Source organism: Limisphaera sp. VF-2 (genome assembly GCF_049537125.1).
GTDB lineage: Bacteria > Verrucomicrobiota > Verrucomicrobiia > Limisphaerales > Limisphaeraceae > Limisphaera.
The window spans coordinates 804,075-822,073 of sequence record NZ_JBMVQY010000001.1 but is presented as its reverse complement, the minus strand read 5'-3'; the positions used below and the strand labels follow the sequence as shown (position 1 = coordinate 822,073).

General features: G+C 64.8%; 14 protein-coding genes. 12 read left to right on the top strand and 2 right to left on the bottom strand.

Features of this window, described 5'->3' with window-relative positions; all coding sequences use genetic code 11:
• Positions 1–792, bottom strand: a complete 792-nt coding sequence (lgt, locus tag ACPDIT_RS02880; protein WP_423442566.1) for a prolipoprotein diacylglyceryl transferase — start codon at positions 790–792, stop codon at positions 1–3.
• 549 nt (positions 793–1,341) lie between these two features.
• On the opposite strand from lgt, the gene pyrF reads away from it, so the two are divergent.
• Together pyrF and ACPDIT_RS02870 are read left to right on the top strand one after the other, a co-directional pair.
• Positions 1,342–2,049, top strand: a complete 708-nt coding sequence (gene pyrF, locus ACPDIT_RS02875) for an orotidine-5'-phosphate decarboxylase (protein ID WP_423441361.1) — start codon at positions 1,342–1,344, stop codon at positions 2,047–2,049.
• Positions 2,050–3,087: 1,038 nt separating this feature from the next.
• Complete coding sequence (locus ACPDIT_RS02870) at positions 3,088–4,014, top strand: PEP-CTERM sorting domain-containing protein (protein WP_423441359.1); 927 nt, start codon at positions 3,088–3,090, stop codon at positions 4,012–4,014.
• Between the two features lie 1,254 nt (positions 4,015–5,268).
• Here ACPDIT_RS02870 and trxB read toward each other — a convergent pair.
• Positions 5,269–6,198 (bottom strand): thioredoxin-disulfide reductase, encoded by a 930-nt coding sequence (gene trxB, locus ACPDIT_RS02865; protein WP_423442565.1) that lies wholly within the window; start codon positions 6,196–6,198, stop codon positions 5,269–5,271.
• A 662-nt stretch (positions 6,199–6,860) separates the two neighbouring features.
• Between trxB and ACPDIT_RS02860 the strand changes: the two genes are divergently transcribed.
• From ACPDIT_RS02860 to ACPDIT_RS02815, 10 genes are read left to right on the top strand one after another with little or no spacing between them, the layout of a single operon-like run.
• Positions 6,861–7,529, top strand: a complete 669-nt coding sequence (locus ACPDIT_RS02860) for a cytochrome c3 family protein (RefSeq protein ID WP_423441357.1) — start codon at positions 6,861–6,863, stop codon at positions 7,527–7,529.
• Positions 7,526–10,744: a TAT-variant-translocated molybdopterin oxidoreductase gene (locus tag ACPDIT_RS02855; RefSeq protein WP_423441355.1), complete on the top strand. Its 3,219-nt coding sequence runs from the start codon at positions 7,526–7,528 to the stop codon at positions 10,742–10,744. The genes ACPDIT_RS02860 and ACPDIT_RS02855 overlap by 4 nt, the downstream gene beginning before the upstream one ends.
• A 38-nt stretch (positions 10,745–10,782) precedes the next feature.
• Complete coding sequence (gene nrfD / locus ACPDIT_RS02850) at positions 10,783–12,189, top strand: NrfD/PsrC family molybdoenzyme membrane anchor subunit (RefSeq protein ID WP_423441353.1); 1,407 nt, start codon at positions 10,783–10,785, stop codon at positions 12,187–12,189.
• Complete coding sequence (locus ACPDIT_RS02845) at positions 12,186–12,734, top strand: DUF3341 domain-containing protein (RefSeq protein ID WP_423441351.1); 549 nt, start codon at positions 12,186–12,188, stop codon at positions 12,732–12,734. The genes nrfD and ACPDIT_RS02845 overlap by 4 nt, the downstream gene beginning before the upstream one ends.
• Entirely contained in the window at positions 12,734–13,378 is a 645-nt protein-coding gene (locus ACPDIT_RS02840; RefSeq protein ID WP_423441349.1) for a c-type cytochrome, read from the top strand. The genes ACPDIT_RS02845 and ACPDIT_RS02840 overlap by 1 nt, the downstream gene beginning before the upstream one ends.
• Before the next feature lie 2 nt (positions 13,379–13,380).
• Complete coding sequence (locus ACPDIT_RS02835; RefSeq protein ID WP_423441347.1) at positions 13,381–14,658, top strand: hypothetical protein; 1,278 nt, start codon at positions 13,381–13,383, stop codon at positions 14,656–14,658.
• Positions 14,655–15,020, top strand: a complete 366-nt coding sequence (locus ACPDIT_RS02830) for a hypothetical protein (protein ID WP_423441345.1) — start codon at positions 14,655–14,657, stop codon at positions 15,018–15,020. Before ACPDIT_RS02835 ends, ACPDIT_RS02830 begins: the two co-directional genes overlap by 4 nt.
• A 24-nt stretch (positions 15,021–15,044) precedes the next feature.
• The gene (locus ACPDIT_RS02825; protein WP_423441344.1) at positions 15,045–16,499 is read left to right on the top strand and encodes a cbb3-type cytochrome c oxidase subunit I; all 1,455 of its coding nucleotides are present in this window, start codon (positions 15,045–15,047) and stop codon (positions 16,497–16,499) included.
• Complete coding sequence (locus tag ACPDIT_RS02820; RefSeq protein ID WP_423441342.1) at positions 16,496–17,389, top strand: cbb3-type cytochrome c oxidase subunit II; 894 nt, start codon at positions 16,496–16,498, stop codon at positions 17,387–17,389. The genes ACPDIT_RS02825 and ACPDIT_RS02820 overlap by 4 nt, the downstream gene beginning before the upstream one ends.
• Entirely contained in the window at positions 17,386–17,991 is a 606-nt protein-coding gene (locus tag ACPDIT_RS02815) for a c-type cytochrome (RefSeq protein WP_423441341.1), read from the top strand. Before ACPDIT_RS02820 ends, ACPDIT_RS02815 begins: the two co-directional genes overlap by 4 nt.
• Positions 17,992–17,999 lie beyond the last annotated feature (8 nt).

Genomic DNA, 17,999 nt, shown 5'->3' with positions numbered 1-17,999 from the left:
TCAGGACGCCGCAGTGCCGGAAGTCTTTCGAGCCGCGCGGGCCCGCCAACACAGCAGGCCAACGCCGGCCAACAAGATCCACACGCTGAACTGTTGCGCAGGTGTGAGGCCCAGCCGGATGTGTTCGGCCGGATAATCTCCCCGGAAACACTCCACGAAAGACCGCGTCACCGCGTAGCCGATCAGGTAGAGCGCGAACACCTGGCCGTCGAAACGACGTTTGTCAAAGACGCGCGCAAGCCCACCGTACAGGGCCAGGCTCAAAAGCGAATCGTAAATCTGGGTGGGGTGCACAGGGAAGGTCGGCGGGGACAGAGGGTTGTCCTCGGGATACGTCACCGCCCACGGCAGGGAACACGCGCGGCCGTAGCAACAGCCGTTCATCAAGCAGCCCAGACGCCCGATGGCATAGCCCAGCGCGATGCCGGGGGCCAGGACGTCTGCCATGCGCCACAGGGGCAGCCGCCGGCGCACCAGGAACAGCCACGCCGCCAGCGTGGCGCCGACCAGGCCGCCATAAAACACCAGGCCACCGTGGTGGACCATGAAAACCTCCCACCAGGGCGCAGCGGCGAACTGCTCGCGCCAGTAGCTCGCCACATACCACAACCGGGCGCCCACCACGGCCCCGAGGATCAACCAGGGCCCCAGATCCGCCACCGCCTCCCCGGGAAGCCCCGCGCGCGGTGCCCGCCGGGCCGCGTTCCACAACCCCACCAGAAACCCCAGGGCCACCAGCACACCGTACCAGTGGATCGTCAAGGGACCGATCTGTATGGCCACCGGATGCATCAACGGCGACCAGAGTAGCCGCAGCCGATCTGCGAGGAAGGAAATTTCCCATGGCCACCGGCGATGCGGCATTTCCCGCGCCGGTCTCGTTTTGCCGCCTTTTGCAGTCCCGGTATCCGGGCTCCGGGCGCGCCTCCCTTGGCCGGCAAGGCTGCGCTTTCTTTCGGAGGCGGGCCTGCAGCGCGGTCCAACCCGAGCTGGCGCTTCCGGTTCCTTCTCAGCGCCGAAACCTGTCGAGCAACACGGTGGCCCGGAAGACCGCGGAGGGTCGAGGGAACGATGGACCAGGCTTGGACCGGCTTTCGACCGCGCACAAACGGTGGCCGGTCCCTGGCCGTGAAAAATGCTGCACGGTTGCCCGCCGCGCTTCGGCCGGTGCAATCGCCTGCGCGGACCCGTCTGCTCGTGTAGTTTTTTTCTCGTTGGCTTGTGCAGTCGGCGGGTCGGGCTCCCGTCGGCCCGAGTGCGGGGCACGATCGTCCGCAACTCGAGGATCCGCATGACACTTGGCCATTGTCGGTGCGCTTGCCGGCGGCGCATACTCCCGGCATGCGCAACCCGGTTTTTGTCGCGCTCGACGTGCCCACGGCGGAGGAGGCGTTGGATCTGGTCCGCGAACTGGCGCCGGCGGTGGGCGGATTCAAGATCGGCAGCGAACTGTTCACGGCTGCCGGACCGGACATCGTGCGGGCCGTGCGGCGAACGGGCGCACAGGTCTTCCTCGATCTCAAATTCCACGACATCCCCAACACCGTGGCCCGGGCGGTCGCAGCGGCGGTCCGACTGGACGTGCAAATGCTCACCGTGCATGCCAGCGGTGGGTTGGCAATGCTGCAGGCGGCCGAAGAGGCCGCGCAGCAAACCGCCGCACAGACCGGTCGCAACGCCCCGCTGGTGCTGGCTGTCACGGTGTTGACGAGTCTCGACAGCGCCGCTCTGGCCGAAGTGGGCTGCGACGACCATGTGGGCCGGCAGGTCGAGCGGCTGGCGGCCCTGGCGGTGCGGGCCGGCTTGCGCGGCCTGGTTTGTTCGCCCTTGGAAGTTGCGGGATTGCGCCAAATGCTCCCTTCGCACGTGCAGTTGGTGACTCCGGGCATCCGACCCGAGGGCGGGGGTGCAGACGACCAGCGCCGCACACTGACCCCTCGACAAGCCCTGGAGGCCGGTGCGGACTGGCTGGTGATCGGTCGGCCGATCACCGCCGCGCCGCAACCGCGGTTGGCCGCCGAGAAGATTCTGCGGTCCCTGGAGCTTTGAGACGGACCCGCGGACGGGGCATCCAACCTCGCATGGTCGCCGGGCTCGTCTCCGCTCTTCATGGTCGCCAGTCGTCAATGGGCCCGCTGAGCGCCTTTGCCGGGAGGGAGGGGGCTTCTGTGTCAGTTTGTTGCTCGGGCCTCTGTTGTCAGGTTGCTCGGGAGGAAAGGGCGTCGTTTGGGGGATGATCGCCAGGGCGGTTTGTTCGAAAAGGGCTCTTTAGCCATGAAGGCACGTGGACAGGTGCAAAGCATCGAGGGTCGTTCTCGGACAACTCCGCTTTTTTCCGGGCGTGCGGGCCGGGGACAACTTCGCACGATTCTTGCTCGAACGCCGGCGGGGCCAGACGACCATTCGAGGAGGATTTGAATCCCGAATGGACTGCCGCTTCGACTGCCGGTGCGCCTTTGCCCTCCCGGCTGAGCCATGTCGGATTTCCTTCGCGAGTGAATGACCCGGGATCGTCGGCCGTTCCGACCTGCCGGGGCGTTGGTCTGTGGGCGTTTTGGGAGAAAGCCACCACTTCGGAGGTGGACGGGTCCCTTTCGCCGGATTGAGAAACGTTTCCGCCGCGAAATGCGTTCCCCTGTCAACGGATTGCGCGGGCGCGCTTCGGAAAAGCGACCCTTTTGGGACGTCCGGGCAGAGGGAACGAGGTGGCACTCGGTTTGGCGGCGTACCGGAGTCGGGAGTGCAGTGGTGACCTCTGCTCGTCTTTCGAGGTGTGGGCGGGCGGGTCTGTGCGAACCGGTCACACCGGAGACCCCGCCGGCTCGGGACTGCTCATTCGGGGACGGGCAGGGCGGTGGTTGTGGTCAATGTCCTCTGGCTCAACAGCTTCCGAGTCCGGGGAGGGTCGGCCTTGCGGACTTTTGGTACACGGCCGGGGTACGGTGATCGGGCTGCGGCCAAGGGTTGGGACCGGCGCCTCGGCGCAACGTTACGGTTTTGTAAAAAATTGTTGACGACCTTTGTGCCCTTCTCTACAAAGGGCGGCGTCAGCGCAAGCATCGGTCAACCCTGAACAATCGAGAGCATATGTGCAAAGTCCCCACGATCATCGGGGCCGTAGTCTTGGCAGCGACCGCGGCATTCGGGCAATACACGAACATTGCATGGATCAGTTTTCATCCGGGTGATAATCAGCCCACTACAAATGCTGCCGCGCGGGGCTTCACGCAAGCGCCGGATGCGGGCTATACGCAGCTTCTTGCCAATAACGGTTACAGCGTCACCAGATTTGTGACGCAGGACAATCCTCCCCAGAGTCTCATCGACCAGCTCAATACTTTTGACTTGATCATCATCAGCCGGTCGGTGAACAGCGCCCATTATCAGCAGCCCAATGAGACTCTCGCGTGGAATTCCAGCATCACAAAGCCTTTGATGATCCTGGGCGGTTATGTGTTGCGGGAGAGTCGATTGGGCTATGTGACCGGCAACACCATTCCGGACACCACCAACGCGATCCGCTTGCAGATCGAGCAGCCGTCCCACCCCATCTTTCAAGGGATTGCCCGCGACGCTCAGAATGTGATGCTCAATCCGTACGCTGACATCGTCACCTTGGTGGTGAGTGGCACGAATAATGTTCAGCGGGGCATTTCAGTCGTGACCGATCCCCTCGACGGCGGTGGCACAATTCTGGCAACGGTGGCCCCTGCGGACGCAGGGCCCGTGGGCGGAACCCGAATGATCATTGCCGAGTGGTCGGCGGGCGCGACTTTGACGCCATCCGATGGCGGGGCACGAAATGAGGTTCTGGGAAGCCGCAGGATGGTGTTCCTCACGGGCAGTCGCGAGAGTGCCACGGTAGGAACCTCTGAAGTGGCAGGCGTTTTTGATCTCATCGGCGATGGTCCGCAGCTGTTCTTGAACGCGGTGGCGTACATGATTCCGGAGCCGTCCAGTGCGGGGCTGCTGCTGTTGGGTGGGCTGCCCTTGCTGCTCCGGCGCCGACGCTAACGCAGCTTCCGATCAGCCCTTTCTTCCCTTCTCAACCGGCGAAGGTTTCTCCTTCGCCGGTTGCGTTTTCTGGGGATCCTCCCGTGGGGGCTTCGGTTGAGCATACCTGCGGCCCGGCAATACAGGGATGCAGGTGCGTTGCGCACCAGGCCCGGGTGCCGCGCGGTTTCTCACCTCGCAGCCCGCGAAGCCCGGCCCGGACTTGAACGCTGCCTTCAGTCTGGGCCCCACGAATGGCCGACCGGCCGGGAAAAACGCCAAGATGCCCCGGACGGTCCGCCGGCAATCGCTGATCGCGAGATCTTACGCGAAGGATTCGAACCGGTCGTCCGCATCGGGGCGCTCGGCTCCGTCGATCGAAACCGCGTAGGGCTGGCAACCCGGGACCTCGGGATTGTGGGTTTCCCTTGGGCGGACCGTGCCGAGCCTCCGAAAGCTCGACGGTCCGGGGGATGGACACGCCGTCAGTGGGGAACACGGTGACAGGGGAGCTCTGGGCCGAAGCCGAAGCAGCCTCAGACTCCCACGTCACGCATCTCGGGTGCGGAACTGGAACAGACACACGGACACTACGGATTTCTCATCGAGTGGGGGAGGGATCAGAAAAGCAGCGGGCGAAGCACGCTGCAGCGGGTCGAGGAATCCGCCTCTGGATGTCCCCGGATTCCACGAACGGCAGAGCATCGTGGGCGTGGGCTTGGGATCGGTCTCGGCGCCGGGCAAGTTCGGTTCCCCTGCCGTGCCCGGGCCTTCGCAGGTAAAGCAATCGAGGCCGGTCTCGAGCCCACGGTGGGCGGGGCTGCGAAGGCGGAAGCACGTCTTGCGCAAAGATCAGCCCCGAAGTCGATGGGCTCATGCAGATGGAGACCGTTTGGATTCGATCCAGGGGCCCGCCCGAACCGGGAGGGAACCTTGCCGCCTCTCGTCCGGCCGTCTTTGTCGGAGTGCGCGAGGGGTTTCAGGAGGATCGCGATGGGGCAGGCCCCAAGGGGACACGAGCCCTGCGCTTCGAGAAGCGGGCTTCCGACATTGAAGGGAGCAGGCTCTCCTCTGGGATCCCTCTGTCGCCACGGGGCTCTGGCGCTCCTCCAACCGGAGATTTCGCGAAGTCACGATGCGGGAGCCCCGGGGCGTGGATGCGGCTTGGGCGAACAGAGAATCTTCCCTGTTTCCGCCCGGCGTTGCACGGCGAGTCCGCGCCCGCCGACGTGGGATCCGGGAAGTCGCGGGCTGGCCGGTTGATGGAAGCCGGCCTCAGCGACTTTCGGCGGCCAGGAACCGTTCGGCCTCGATGGCGGCGGCACAGCCCATGCCGGCGGCGGTGACTGCCTGGCGATAGTACGGATCGGCACAATCGCCCGCCACGAACACACCCGGGACGCTGGTCAACGGACCGCGCCGGGTGAGGATGTAGCCGGCTTCGTCCATTTCCAGTTGGCCTTTGAACGGGGCGGTGTTGGGGACGTGGCCGATGGCGATGAACACACCGGCACACTCGAGCAGTCGTTCCTCGTTTGTTTTGACGTTTCGAAGTCGCACGCCGGTCACGCGGTCCTGTTGCACATCGAGGATTTCGGTGACGACGCTGTTCCAGACCGGTTTGATCTTGGGATGGGCGAGCGCACGATCGGCCATGATCTTCGACGCGCGGAGCTGGTCGCGTCGGTGGACAAGGTAGACCACGGATCCGAATCGTGTGAGATAGAGGGCTTCTTCACAGGCGGAGTCGCCACCGCCCACGACCACCAGGGGCTTGTTTCGGAAGATCGGGAGCGCGCCGTCGCAAGTGGCGCAGTAGGTGACGCCCTTGTTTTCGAGTCGGGCCTCGCTTTCCAGCCCGAGCTTCCGATGGGTGGCGCCCGTGGCGATGATGAGTGCGCGGGTCCGCAGTGTTTCGCCATCGACCACGAGTTCGAAGGGACGTGTTTGCAGGTTGGCGGCTTCCAGGGAGGCCATGCGGACGCGGGCGCCGAACCGCTCGGCCTGCTTTTGCATGCGGGTCATCAATTCATAGCCGTCCACACCGTCGGGGAAACCGGGGAAGTTCTCCACGATGGTCGTGGTCGTAAGCAATCCGCCGGGCAGATGGCCCGTCAAAACCAGGGGCTTGAGATTGGCGCGCGCTGCGTAAAGGGCCGCAGTCCAACCGGCGCAACCGGAGCCGACAATGACGACATCTTCCATGGCGCGGCAGGGTACAGGGGCGGTCGGCTGGTGCACAAGATTGAGCGGCGCGGGCAAACTTCCCCGACCTTCCCGGGCTTGGAGCAGGGCGGAGACCGGGGCGGCGAAGGTGCGATGACCGGCGGGCTGACCCTGGGAGGCGATCGTGCTGGATCGCACCGGCGGTGGGGCTGTCTCTTGGTGGGCCCGTCTCCGAGGAAACGGAACACATCGAATCGGTCGTGCATGGCCCGCGGCCCGGGCCGGACAGGGGCATTGATGGCTCGCGATGCACGGGCTGCAGCCCGGGCGGGCGGAAAACCGCTGAATCGCCGGCGAGAACCGGGCGAGGGTCGAGGCTGCACTCCTGGTGGAAAACAGGCGTCGACATCCGGCTGGCGCGGCGGGCGCTGGACATTTTTCGCTCGAGGTCCGTCCAAGGCCGTCTTTGCCTGCACTGCAATTTTTTTCGCCGATTTTGCTTGCGCGGAGCGACGGGACCCGAGTAACGTCCGGGGCTCGAACGTCGGGTGCAGGTGCGCACTGCCGGGGCTGGTCATCCCTCAACGTCCCAGTTGCGAGTGGTGTTTGACGCCGACCCGCTGCCGGGAAGGGTTGTTTCTCGGGCTTTGGATCACAGGTAGTGGAACCGGAGTTGCCCGTGGACTCGCGGGCTGCGACAAATGTCGGCCGTTTTTCCAAAGTGGACGAACCGGCTACCGCTGATGATCCTGACCGGGCTGGTCTTGGTCGGGGGCGGAGTGGTGGCGGGGGTTTGGTATTACTTCACACCGAAGTACACGCGGGTGGGGTATCAACCGCTGCAGCCGGTGGCCTTTTCCCACAAGGTCCACGTGGACCAACTGGGTCTGGACTGCCGCTACTGTCACCACGACGTGGAGCGGTCCTGGTTTTCGAACATCCCGTCCAGCAGCACCTGCATGAACTGCCACAACCAGGTGTTGAAGGATGATCCGCGGCTGGCTCTCGTGCGGGAAAGTGCCGCCACGGGACGTCCGATCGCCTGGGTGCAGGTGCACAAGGTGCCGGACTATGTGTACTTCAACCATGCCGTCCACGTGAACCGGGGAATCAGTTGCGTGGAATGCCACGGCCGCGTGGATCAGATGGACGAAGTGTTCCATGCCAAACCCCTGAGCATGGCCTTCTGTCTGGATTGTCATCGCGATCCGGCCTCGTTCGTGCGGCCGCTCGACAAGGTGACGGATCTGGCCTGGCGCTGGAGCGAGGACCCGGCTGAACATGCGCGGCAGCAACAATCTCAGGGCCGACGCATGGTCGAGCACTGGCGCATCGAATCCCTGCAGAATTGTTCCGCGTGTCACCGATGAAAACACCGCCTCCGCCCTGTCCCGAACCGGAAAGCGGGCGCCGGTACTGGCGCAGTCTGGACCAGCTGGCTCGCACCCCCGAGTTCCAGCAATGGTTGGAGCGGGAGTTTCCCGAGGGCGCCAGCGAGTGGCAGGACCCCGTCTCCCGTCGGCATTTCATGCGGATCATGTCGGCTTCGTTCCTGCTGGCCGGGCTGGGGTTGACGGGCAGCGGTTGCCGGCGGCCGGAAGAGCGGCTGATGCCGTTTGCGCAACATCCGGAAGGGTACGTGCACGGCCGGCCGGAGTACTATGCCACGGCCATGCCGACCCGCACCGGGGCGATCCCCCTGGTGGTCAAGTGGCATGAAGGTCGTCCCATCAAGATCGAGGGTAACGACCGGTATCCGGATGGCAACGGCGGCACCGACCGCTGGGCGCAGGCATCCATCCTGAGCATGTACGATCCGGACCGGGCCCGGCGGGTAACGCACAAGGGGCAAACGGTGCCCCGGCAGGAGGGGTTGGACTATCTGGCCCGGCTGGCTGAGGAACTGAAGGCCCGTCGGGGACGCGGACTGGCGGTCCTGGCCGAACCCTCCACCTCGCCGTCGCGGGCGAGGTTGCGTCGGGAGCTGCAGTCGCTTTATCCGGAAGCGACCTGGTACGAGCACGACCCGCTGGATCTGGCGGTCCACCGGCGCGCCGCCAGTCTGGCCTTCGGGCGACCGGTGCAGCCGCGGTTCCGATTCGATCGTGCCCGGGTGGTGGTGTCGCTGGACTGCGACTTCATCGGCACCGAGGACGATGCCTTCCAGCACATCCGACGGTTTGCGCAAAGTCGGAAATTGGAAAAACCCCAGGACGAAATCAGCCGGCTGTACGTGTTGGAGGCCCTGCTGACCCTGACGGGCGCGCAGGCGGACCATCGTCTGCGGCTGCCCGCCAGTCAGGTGGCGGCGGCAGCCGTGGTGTTGGCCCGCCACTGTGGGCTTCAGGGTTTGCCCGAACCGTCCATGGAAGGCCTCTGGATGGAGTGGCTGGAGGGATGCGCCAGGGATTTGATGGCGCATCGCGGGCAATGCCTGGTGGTCGCCGGACATCGCCAGCCGCTGGCGGTTCACCTGCTTGCCCATGCGATCAACCACGCCCTGGGGGCGGTGGGCGAGACCCTGGAGCTGGTGCCGGCCGAGCCCGCGTCCGAAGACGGGTTGGCGGCTCTGGCAGAGGCTTTGCAGCAGGGGAAGGTGGAAACCCTGGTCATCCTCGGGGCCAATCCGGTCTACACGGCTCCGGCAGATCTCAATTGGGCCGCGGCACAGCAGAAGGCGGGCACCGTGGTGCGACTGGGGTATTACGAAGACGAGACCTTTCCCTTTTGCCATTGGCATTTCCCGCAGGCGCACTTCCTGGAGAGCTGGGGCGACGCCCGGACCAGCGACGGCGCCTATCTGGCGATCCAGCCGTTGATCCAGCCGTTGTTCGGCGGGATGTCCGAGCTGGAGTTTCTGGCGCGGTTGTTGGGTCGAACAGAAGTGCAGCCGTACGAAATTGCGCGCGAGACGTTCCGCGCCGAGGCGCAGCCGGCAAATTTCGAGGAGGAGTGGAAGCGCTTTCTGCATGATGGTTTCTGCGGGGGTCCGGCCCGGCCGCTGGGTCGTCTGCCGCTGCAGGAGGTTGCGGTACGCCGGGCGGTGGCCGGGCTGGCAGTGGAGCGGCCGACGCCCGAGCGGCTGGAGGTGATCTGGCATCGGGACCACAGCGTGGATGACGGCCGGTATGCCAACAACGGCTGGTTGCAGGAGCTGCCGGATCCGATCACCAAGATCACCTGGGACAATGCGGTTTTGATGAGCCGACGCACCGCCGCGGCTCTGGGCATCCAGAACAGCGAGCTCGTCGAGGTGCGCGTGGGCGAGCGGGTGGTACAGGGACCGGCCTGGATTCAACCGGGCATGGCCGACAACGTGCTGGGGCTGGCCCTGGGTTACGGACGGGAACGGGCCGGCCGGGTGGGGCGTCGAGTCGGCTTCAACAGTTACGCGATTCGCCCGCACGGACAGCCGCATTTTGCGGTGGGGGCCACCGTCAAGGGCACGGGACGCAAGTATGTCCTGGCCTGCACGCAGGATCACTGGTCCATGGAGGGGCGGCCGATCATTCGGGAGGCAAACCTGGACCAGTTCCGGAAATATCCGGACTTCGTGAAGCGGCTGAATCTGCACGAGCCGCCGGTGGTGGCGCCCCTGTATCCGAATCCGCTCGACAAAGAGAAGCCGCGGGCGTTGCACCAGTGGGGGATGTCGATCGATTTGAACGCCTGCGTGGGATGCTCGGCCTGTGTGATCGCCTGCCAGAGCGAGAACAACATCCCCATCGTGGGCAAGGACCAGGTGCGCCGGGGCCGGGAGATGCACTGGATGCGGATTGACCGTTACTACGCCAGTCACCCGGACAAGCAGCAGGACAAGAGCGTCTGGCGCGACTCGCCGCATCAGTGGAAGGAGTCCTGGATCGAGGACGTGCAGGTGGTGATGCAGCCGATGCTTTGTCAGCATTGCGAGGCCGCGCCCTGCGAGAACGTCTGTCCGGTCAACGCGACCGTGCACGATCACGAAGGGCTCAACGTGATGGTGTACAACCGCTGCGTGGGCACGCGGTATTGTTCGAACAACTGCCCCTACAAGGTGCGGCGGTTCAACTTCTTCGATTACAACAAGCGTCCGCTGGACGGGCTGTACAAGGGGCCGTTCGCGCGGCGGCCGCAGGAGGAGCTGGACCTGATCAAGATGGTGAAGAATCCGGACGTGACGGTGCGGATGCGCGGCGTCATGGAGAAGTGCACCTTCTGCATCCAGCGGATCGAACAGGCCAAGATCGCACGCAAGGTGCAGGCGCGGGATTCGGGCGACGTGGTGGTGCCGGACGGGGCCTTCACGACCGCATGTGCCCAGGCGTGTCCGGCGGGGGCGATTGTGTTTGGCAACGTTGCCGATCCGAACAGCCGGGTTTCGCAACTGAAACGGCAGTTGCGCGATTACACGGTGCTGGAGTTCTTGAACATCAAGCCCCGGACGACCTACCTGGCGCGCATTCGCAATCCGAATCCGGCGATGCCGGATTATCACGAAATGCCGATGACCCTGGCCGAGTACACGCTGCGGTCGGGCGATCCGTTCGCGTCGGGGCACGGGGCTCACTCGTCGGGCGCGCCTGCGCCCGCCGGGGGCCATTGAACGGGGGGAAGCTTGCCATGGCCGAGGGAGTTCTTTCCATGACACCGCCACCGGTGCCGCGGGAACTGGAGCGGCCCCCGCTGGTGGCCAATCAGCGAAGCCTGGGTTGGATCTCGGATCACATTGCGGGTATTGCCGAGGGCCGGGCCCCGCTGTGGTGGTGGTTGGCCTTCATCCCGAGTTTTCTGATGTTCCTGTTGCTGATCGCGATGCTGGCGTACCAGATCAGCACGGGCGTCGGGGTCTGGGGCAATCATCACCCCACCATGTGGGGGTGGGACATCATCAATTTCGTGTGGTGGATCGGCATTGGACACGCCGGCACGTTGATTTCCGCCATTCTCTTCCTGCTGCGGCAGCGCTGGCGGACGGCGGTCAACCGTGCCGCCGAAGCCATGACCATCTTCGCGGTCATGTGCGCCGGCATCTACCCGGCGGTCCACGTGGGCCGCGTGTGGTTCGACTGGTATCTGTTCCCGATTCCCAACTCCAACGGGATCTGGCCGCAGTTCCGCTCGCCGCTGATGTGGGACGTGTTTGCGGTGTCCACGTACTTCACCGTGTCGGTCTTGTTCTGGTACATGGGCCTGATTCCGGACCTGGCGGTGATGCGGGACCGCGCGAAGACGCGGATCCGCCAGATTGTTTACGGGCTCCTGGCCCTGGGTTGGACCGGCGGGAACCGGCAGTGGACCAACTACGAGAAGGCCTATCTGATCCTGGCCGGCCTGAGCACGCCCCTGGTGCTCTCGGTGCACTCCATCGTGTCGCTGGACTTCGCCGTGTCGCAGCTGCCGGGCTGGCACACGACGATCTTTCCGCCGTACTTCGTGGCCGGCGCCATTTTCTCGGGATTCGGCATGGTGCTGACGCTGCTGGTGCCGCTCCGGAAGCTGTGTCACCTGGAGGACATCATCACCCTGCGGCACATCGACGTGATGTGCAAAGTGACCCTGGCCACGGGCAGCATCGTGGGCTACGCCTACGCCATGGAGTTTTTCATCGCCTGGTACAGCGGCAGTCCGTTCGAACGTTTTGCCTTCATGAACCGTGCGCTGGGCCCCTACTGGTGGGGGTACTGGCTGATGCTGTTCTGCAACGTGGCGGTTCCGCAGCTCTTCTGGTTCCGCAGTGTGCGGCAGAACCTCTGGCTGGTCTTCATCATCTCGATTCTGGTGAACGTGGGCATGTGGTTTGAACGGTTTGTGATCATCGTGATCTCGCTGCATCGGGAGTTTCTGCCGGCCAACTGGGGCTACTACATGCCGACGTGGGTGGACGTGGCCACGTTCCTGGGCACGTTCGGGTTGTTCTTCACCATGTTCCTGTTGTTCATGCGATTCTTGCCGATGATCGCGATCTCGGAGGTCAAGGGGGTGACGCCCTATGCGGATCCGCATCATCCGCTGGGGGGCGCCAAACCGAAGGGAGGTGGGCACGCATGAACAGCCATTCGGTCAGGGCCTACGGGGTGCTGGCGGAATTTGCCACGCCGGCCGATCTCATGCATGCCGCGGAGAAGGTGCGGGATGCCGGGTACACCCGTTGGGACGTGTACACGCCCTTTCCGGTGCACGGGATGGACCACGCCATGGGGCTGAAGAATTCCAAGGTCGGGTGGTTCGCCTTCCTGGGTGGTCTGACCGGCTACACCACCGGGATGCTGATGATCTGGTACATGAACGCGTGGGATTACCCCATTGTGGTGGGGGGCAAACCCATGTTCAGTCCCTTCTCCGCGTTTCCGCCCTCGTATGAACTGACGATTTTGTTCGGGGCGTTCGGGGCTCTCGGGGGGATGTTGATTCTGAATCGGTTGCCGCGCTGGTATCATCCGCTGCTGAAACATCGCCGGTTCATCGAACGCGGGGCCAGCCACGACAAGTTCTTCCTGGTGATCGAGGCGTCCGATCCGAAGTACGACGAGGCGGAGGTGCGGGCGCTGCTCGCCGGATTGGGGGGCCGAAACATCGAGCTGGTGGAGGAGTAATGCGCTACTTCCTGCTCATCTACGCCCTGGTGGTGGTCGTGATCGTGGGCATTGCGGGCACGCGCGGAAGCCTGTCGCGCAAACCGCCGATCGAGGTGTTTCCCGACATGGACCGGCAGTTGAAGCTGCGGCCGCAACAGCCCAACGCGTTTTTCCCGAACGGCATCAGCTCCCAACCTCCGGTGCCGGGAACGGTGCGACGAGCCAGTCCCATTCTGACGGCTGCCGGCCCGGTGCTTCCGTTCGAGGATGCGCCGGTGAACACGGGACGGCTTCCGGGTTCGACCAATTTCGTGGAGTTGAATCCGCTGCCGGTGACGGGGGCGTTGCTGCGGCGGGGGCAGGAGCGATTCAACATCTACTGCGCGCCCTGCCACGGGCCGCAGGGGGATGGCAACGGCATTACGCGCAAGCTGGGCATGACGGTGGTGGCCAACCTGCATGACCAGCGGATCGTCGAAATGCCGGATGGCGAGATTTTCCACACCATCAGTTACGGGAAGAATCTGATGCAGGGCTACGCGGCCCAGATCCCGGTGGAGGATCGCTGGGCGATCGTGGCCTATGTACGGGTGCTGCAGCGCAGCTGGCTGGGGCATCCGGAGGAACTTCCGCCCGAGTTGCGGGCACAACTGACGCGCTGAGCATGAGCGAGAAACACACAAGCCTGGGCCCGCCCTTGGACCTGGAACGGTGGCGAAGCCTGCCGGACAGGGCGATGTGGATCGGCGGTGCGCTGGCCCTGCTGGGAGCCCTGCTCGATCTGAAAGAGTTTGCCCATGCGTGGCTGCTGGGATTCATGTTCTGGCTCAGCATCGGACTGGGCGCGCTGTTCCTGGTGATGATGCATCACCTGTTCGATGCCGGGTGGTCGGTCCCGGTGCGGCGTCAGTGCGAACACGTGGCCACCCTGCTGTTTCCGTGGCTGTTGCTGCTGTGGATCCCGGTGGGGTTGCTGGCACGCCAGTTGTACCCCTGGATGAGCAGCGATCCGCAGACCGACCACGCATTGCATGCCAAATGGCCGCTGTTGACCCTGCCGGCGTTTTACGGGATCTCGCTGCTCTGTTTCGGCGCGTGGGGGTTCTTTGCCCATCGACTGCGGCAATGGTCGCTGCGACAGGACGAGACGGGCGAGGCGTTGTGCACCTACCGGATGCGCTTCTACTCGGCACTGGGCATCTTCGTCTTTGCGATCACGCTGACGCTGGGGGCCATTCTGTGGATGAAGGCGATGCAGCATCAGTGGTTCTCCACCATGTACGGCGTGTATTACTTCGCCGGCAGCGTCTGGACCACCCTGACCACCGTTTATGTGATCATCGCGGTGCTGAACCGTCAGCGCGTTTTGACGCATGTGCTCCACGATCATCAGTTCTACTTCCTCGGCACGTTGATCTTTGCCTTCACGGTCTTTTACGCCTACATCCACTTCAGCCAGTACTTCATCATCTGGAACGCGAACATTCCGGAAGAGACCTTCTGGTACGTGATCCGCGAACGGGGCGGCTGGTTCTACGTGGGGCTGGTGATCATCTTTGGCCACTTCTTTCTGCCGTTCCTGGCGTTGCTGCGAATTGACGCCAAGAGTCAATGGTGGCTGATGGCGCCGTTGATGGTGTGGGCCTGGCTGATGCACTGGGTGGACCTGGGCTTCAACATTTATCCGGTGATCCATCCGGAGGGCCCGCCGCTGCGGTGGTTGTGGCTGCCCCTGGGCTGCTGGGCGTTCATGGGCGGTTTGCTCGCGAAGGTGTACCTGGCGAAGTACGCGTCGGCGGCTCCCTATCCGGTCAAGGATCCCCGGCTGATCGAGGCGATGGGGATGTATCACCCGGTGCCCACGCAGATTTCCGGGGGCGAGCTGGATCAGGTGGATGATCTGCCGGATGCGCCCCCGGCGACGGAACGAGGTGCGTCATGATGGGGAACGGTCGAGGCTTCTGGAGCTACGTCCTGGCGGCCGTGGTGGCGCTGGGCGTGGTGGCGGTCATGGTGTGGGCCACGCGTCGCGTGATGACGCCGCCGCCCTTGAACGCCGAGCGCGTGGCGGAGCGGTACAAGGCCTTGGAAGAGGTGCGGGCCACGGCGCATCAGGTCCTCACGACGCCCGCATGGATCAACCGGGACAAGGGCATCGTTCGGCTGCCCGTGGACGTGGCGATGCAGGTGGTCGAGCGGGAATGGCGGGATCCGGCGGCGGCGCGGTCCAACTTGATCGAGCGGGTGCGAGCAGCCCACGCCGCGCCTCCTGCGCCTCCGGCCCAGCCCAGTCCCTATGAGTAGCAGGGAGCGTTTGCCTACGGAGTGATGAAACAGGCGTTGGAGGAGCCGATTCTCGTGGCCAGGTCCACCCCGCGCCCCGTCGCCGCCGCATCTGCGGATTTCTGGCCGGTGATGGCCTGGGCGGCGGGGGCCGCGTTTTGGTGGGTGGTGGCCGGAGCGCTGGCCCTCGTGGCCTCGATCAAATTCCACGGGCCGGGCTTTCTGGCGGATGCACCATGGTTGACGTACGGTCGCGTGCGCGTCGCAGCCACGCAGGCGGGCTGGTTTGGCGGTGTCATTCCGTTGGCGTTGGGTGCTCTGCTGGGCTGGTTGGCCTGGTCGGGTCGCTCGCGTATTGCCTGGGGAGGGCTCGCGTTTCTGGGGGCCAAGCTCTGGCATCTGGGGATTCTGGTGGGTGTGTTGGGAATCCTTTCGGGTGACGCCACCGGCCATGATGGTTGGGGATTGCCCGCCTACGCAGTGTGGGTGTCGGGGCCCGGGCTGGTGCTGCTGGGTGTGTCCGCCCTGGCCACGTTGCACCGGCGACAAGACCGCTTGCTGGAGCCGCCGCACTGGTTTTTGCTGGCCGGACTGTTCTGGATGGCCTGGGCGATCTCGACGGCCTGGGTGTTGTTGGGCTTGCATCCGGTCCGGGGCATGACCCAGGCGGTGGTCGATTGGTGGTTTCAATGGAATCTGCAGGGTGTCGTCGGAACGATGTTGGCGCTGGGGTTGGTTTGGGGTTGGTTGCCGATCTGGACAGGGCGGCCCTTGTACAGCCGGTACTACGCGATGCTGACGTTCTTCGGGCTGTTGGTGTTCACCAGTTGGGCGTGTGTGCCGCCGGGTGCGGCCGTGCCCGCCTGGTTGCCCACGGTGGGAACGGTGGCGGCGGTGCTGAGCGTGGTGCCCTGGCTGGCCGCCTGGCTGAACGGGTGGGGATCCACGCGGGAGCGTTGTGGACAACTTTGGTCCGATGGAGCCGGGCGGTTTGCCATGGCTGCGTTTCTGGCATTCACGGTGGCTTCGGTCATGAAGCTCTTGCTGCACGTGCCGGGTCCGGGTGCGGTGCTGGAGTTTACCTGGTGGGGCCTCGCACAACAGAACCTGCAGGTGCATGGCTGGCTGGGGTTGGCGTCCGTGGCTGCGCTGTACGCATGGCTGCGACATGCGTGCGGACTGCCCGGCGGGGGAGGCGGAGTGCGCTGGCACTTTTGGTGTGCCGTCGTGGGCCTGGTTGTGAGCGCCGGATCTCTGGCCGTGGCCGGGGTGCAACAAGGCCTGGCTTGGCAGGATGCCGCGGTCTCAAATGTGGAGGTGTTGAAGCGCACGCTGATGGCCCTCCGGATGAGCACGGTCGGTGATCTGGTTTGGTGGATGGGAACGCTGTTGTTTGCGGTGAACCTGGGGATTGTGATTGTCGGGGTGGCCGGGGCGCAGTGGAGACATTGGCGAGCCTTGGCGCTGGCACCGGTAACACAGGAGGAGGTGGGCCGATGAACCGGGGTGCGTGGGTGTTCGTCGTGTCCCTGCTGGGCCTCACCGGTTCCTGGTGCGGTCTGGTCTGGTATCCCCAGGTCCAACTGGGGCAGCAGAAGGAGACAACCACGGTGCCGGACAAGCAGCTTTATCCCGTGGCCCGGCCCGGTTTGGCGGCCCAGGGGCGGGAGGTTTACCGCTCCGAGGGTTGTTACACCTGTCACAGTCAGCAGGTGCGGCAGAAGGCTGTTTCGGTGGGGCTGGCGGTGACCGAAGCGGGGACGAATTTGACCGAGTTGGTCGAAGCGATTCTCACCGTGGCGCCGCAGTGGAGTCGCGTCCGCGTGGCCGAGGCGGTGACCCGTTTGCCCTTTCAAGTGCTGGAGGGTGTGGAGGTGGCCGAGGCGGACCGGGCCCGACGCCAGATCGAAGTCACCGGAGCGAAGGCGGTGGTGACCGTTCGGCCGGTGGGGCCGGATTTGGAGCGGGGCTGGGGTCGCCGTCGAAGTGTGGCTGCAGACTTTTTGTGGGACGACCCGGTAATGCCCGGGATGCTGCGGGTGGGACCGGATCTCGCGAATGTGGGCGCGCGAGTGCCTGATCCACGCTGGTTGCTGACCCACCTGTGGGATCCGCAGATTCAAAGTCCCGGCTCGATGATGCCCCCCTACCGGTACTTGTTCGAGGTGCGACCTGCGGGTGAGCGACCGAGCGCAGACGCGCTGGTGTTGCCGGCCGGCCATGGACCGGGGCCGGGCTGGGAGGTGATCCCGCGGCCGGAGGCGTGGGCGTTGGTGGCCTATTTGCAAAGTCTGAATGCCTCGCCGGCTTTGTTTGAAGCGCCGGTCCAGTTGCCCACGGCACGTCGGGCCGGCACGGAAACGAACACCGCGGTTTCGGCACAGCCATGAGCGAAGGGGTTTCGAGGGAAGGGACGGCGCACGAGAACGGGACGGGAGCGCGATCGGGCACGGTGACCGTGCCGATGTGGCTGGTGACCGTTCTGGCAGTGCTGGCTTACTGGGGGATGTTGTATTTCGACCAGCGCAGCGGGTGGTTTCATCCCCAGGTGTATGCGCCTTTTGAGTCGGTGACGGTCGTGGCGGCCCTGCAGCCGGCTTCGGACGCGGACGCGTTTTTGAACCGGGGTCGCGTAGTGTACGAGACGACCTGCGCGCTGTGTCACGGCGTGGATGGGGCGGGCAAGCCGGGTCAGGCACCGCCGCTGGCCGGCTCGGAATTTGTGGTGGGGCCGCCGGGCCGTTTGATTCGAATTCCTCTGCACGGTTTGGTGGGCCCGATCGAGGTTCACGGCCAGGTGTGGAATCTGGCCATGCCGGCCATGGGCGCCGCGTTGTCGGCTGAGGACCTGGCGGCCGCGCTTTCGTACATTCGGCAGGCGTGGGGGAACAAAGCTCCGGCGATCACCGCCGCCGAGGTGGAAGCGGTGAAAGCGGCGACCGCAGGCCGGAGCCAGCCCTGGACGGCCGAGGAATTGAAAGCGATCCAGTAGCGCAGGTG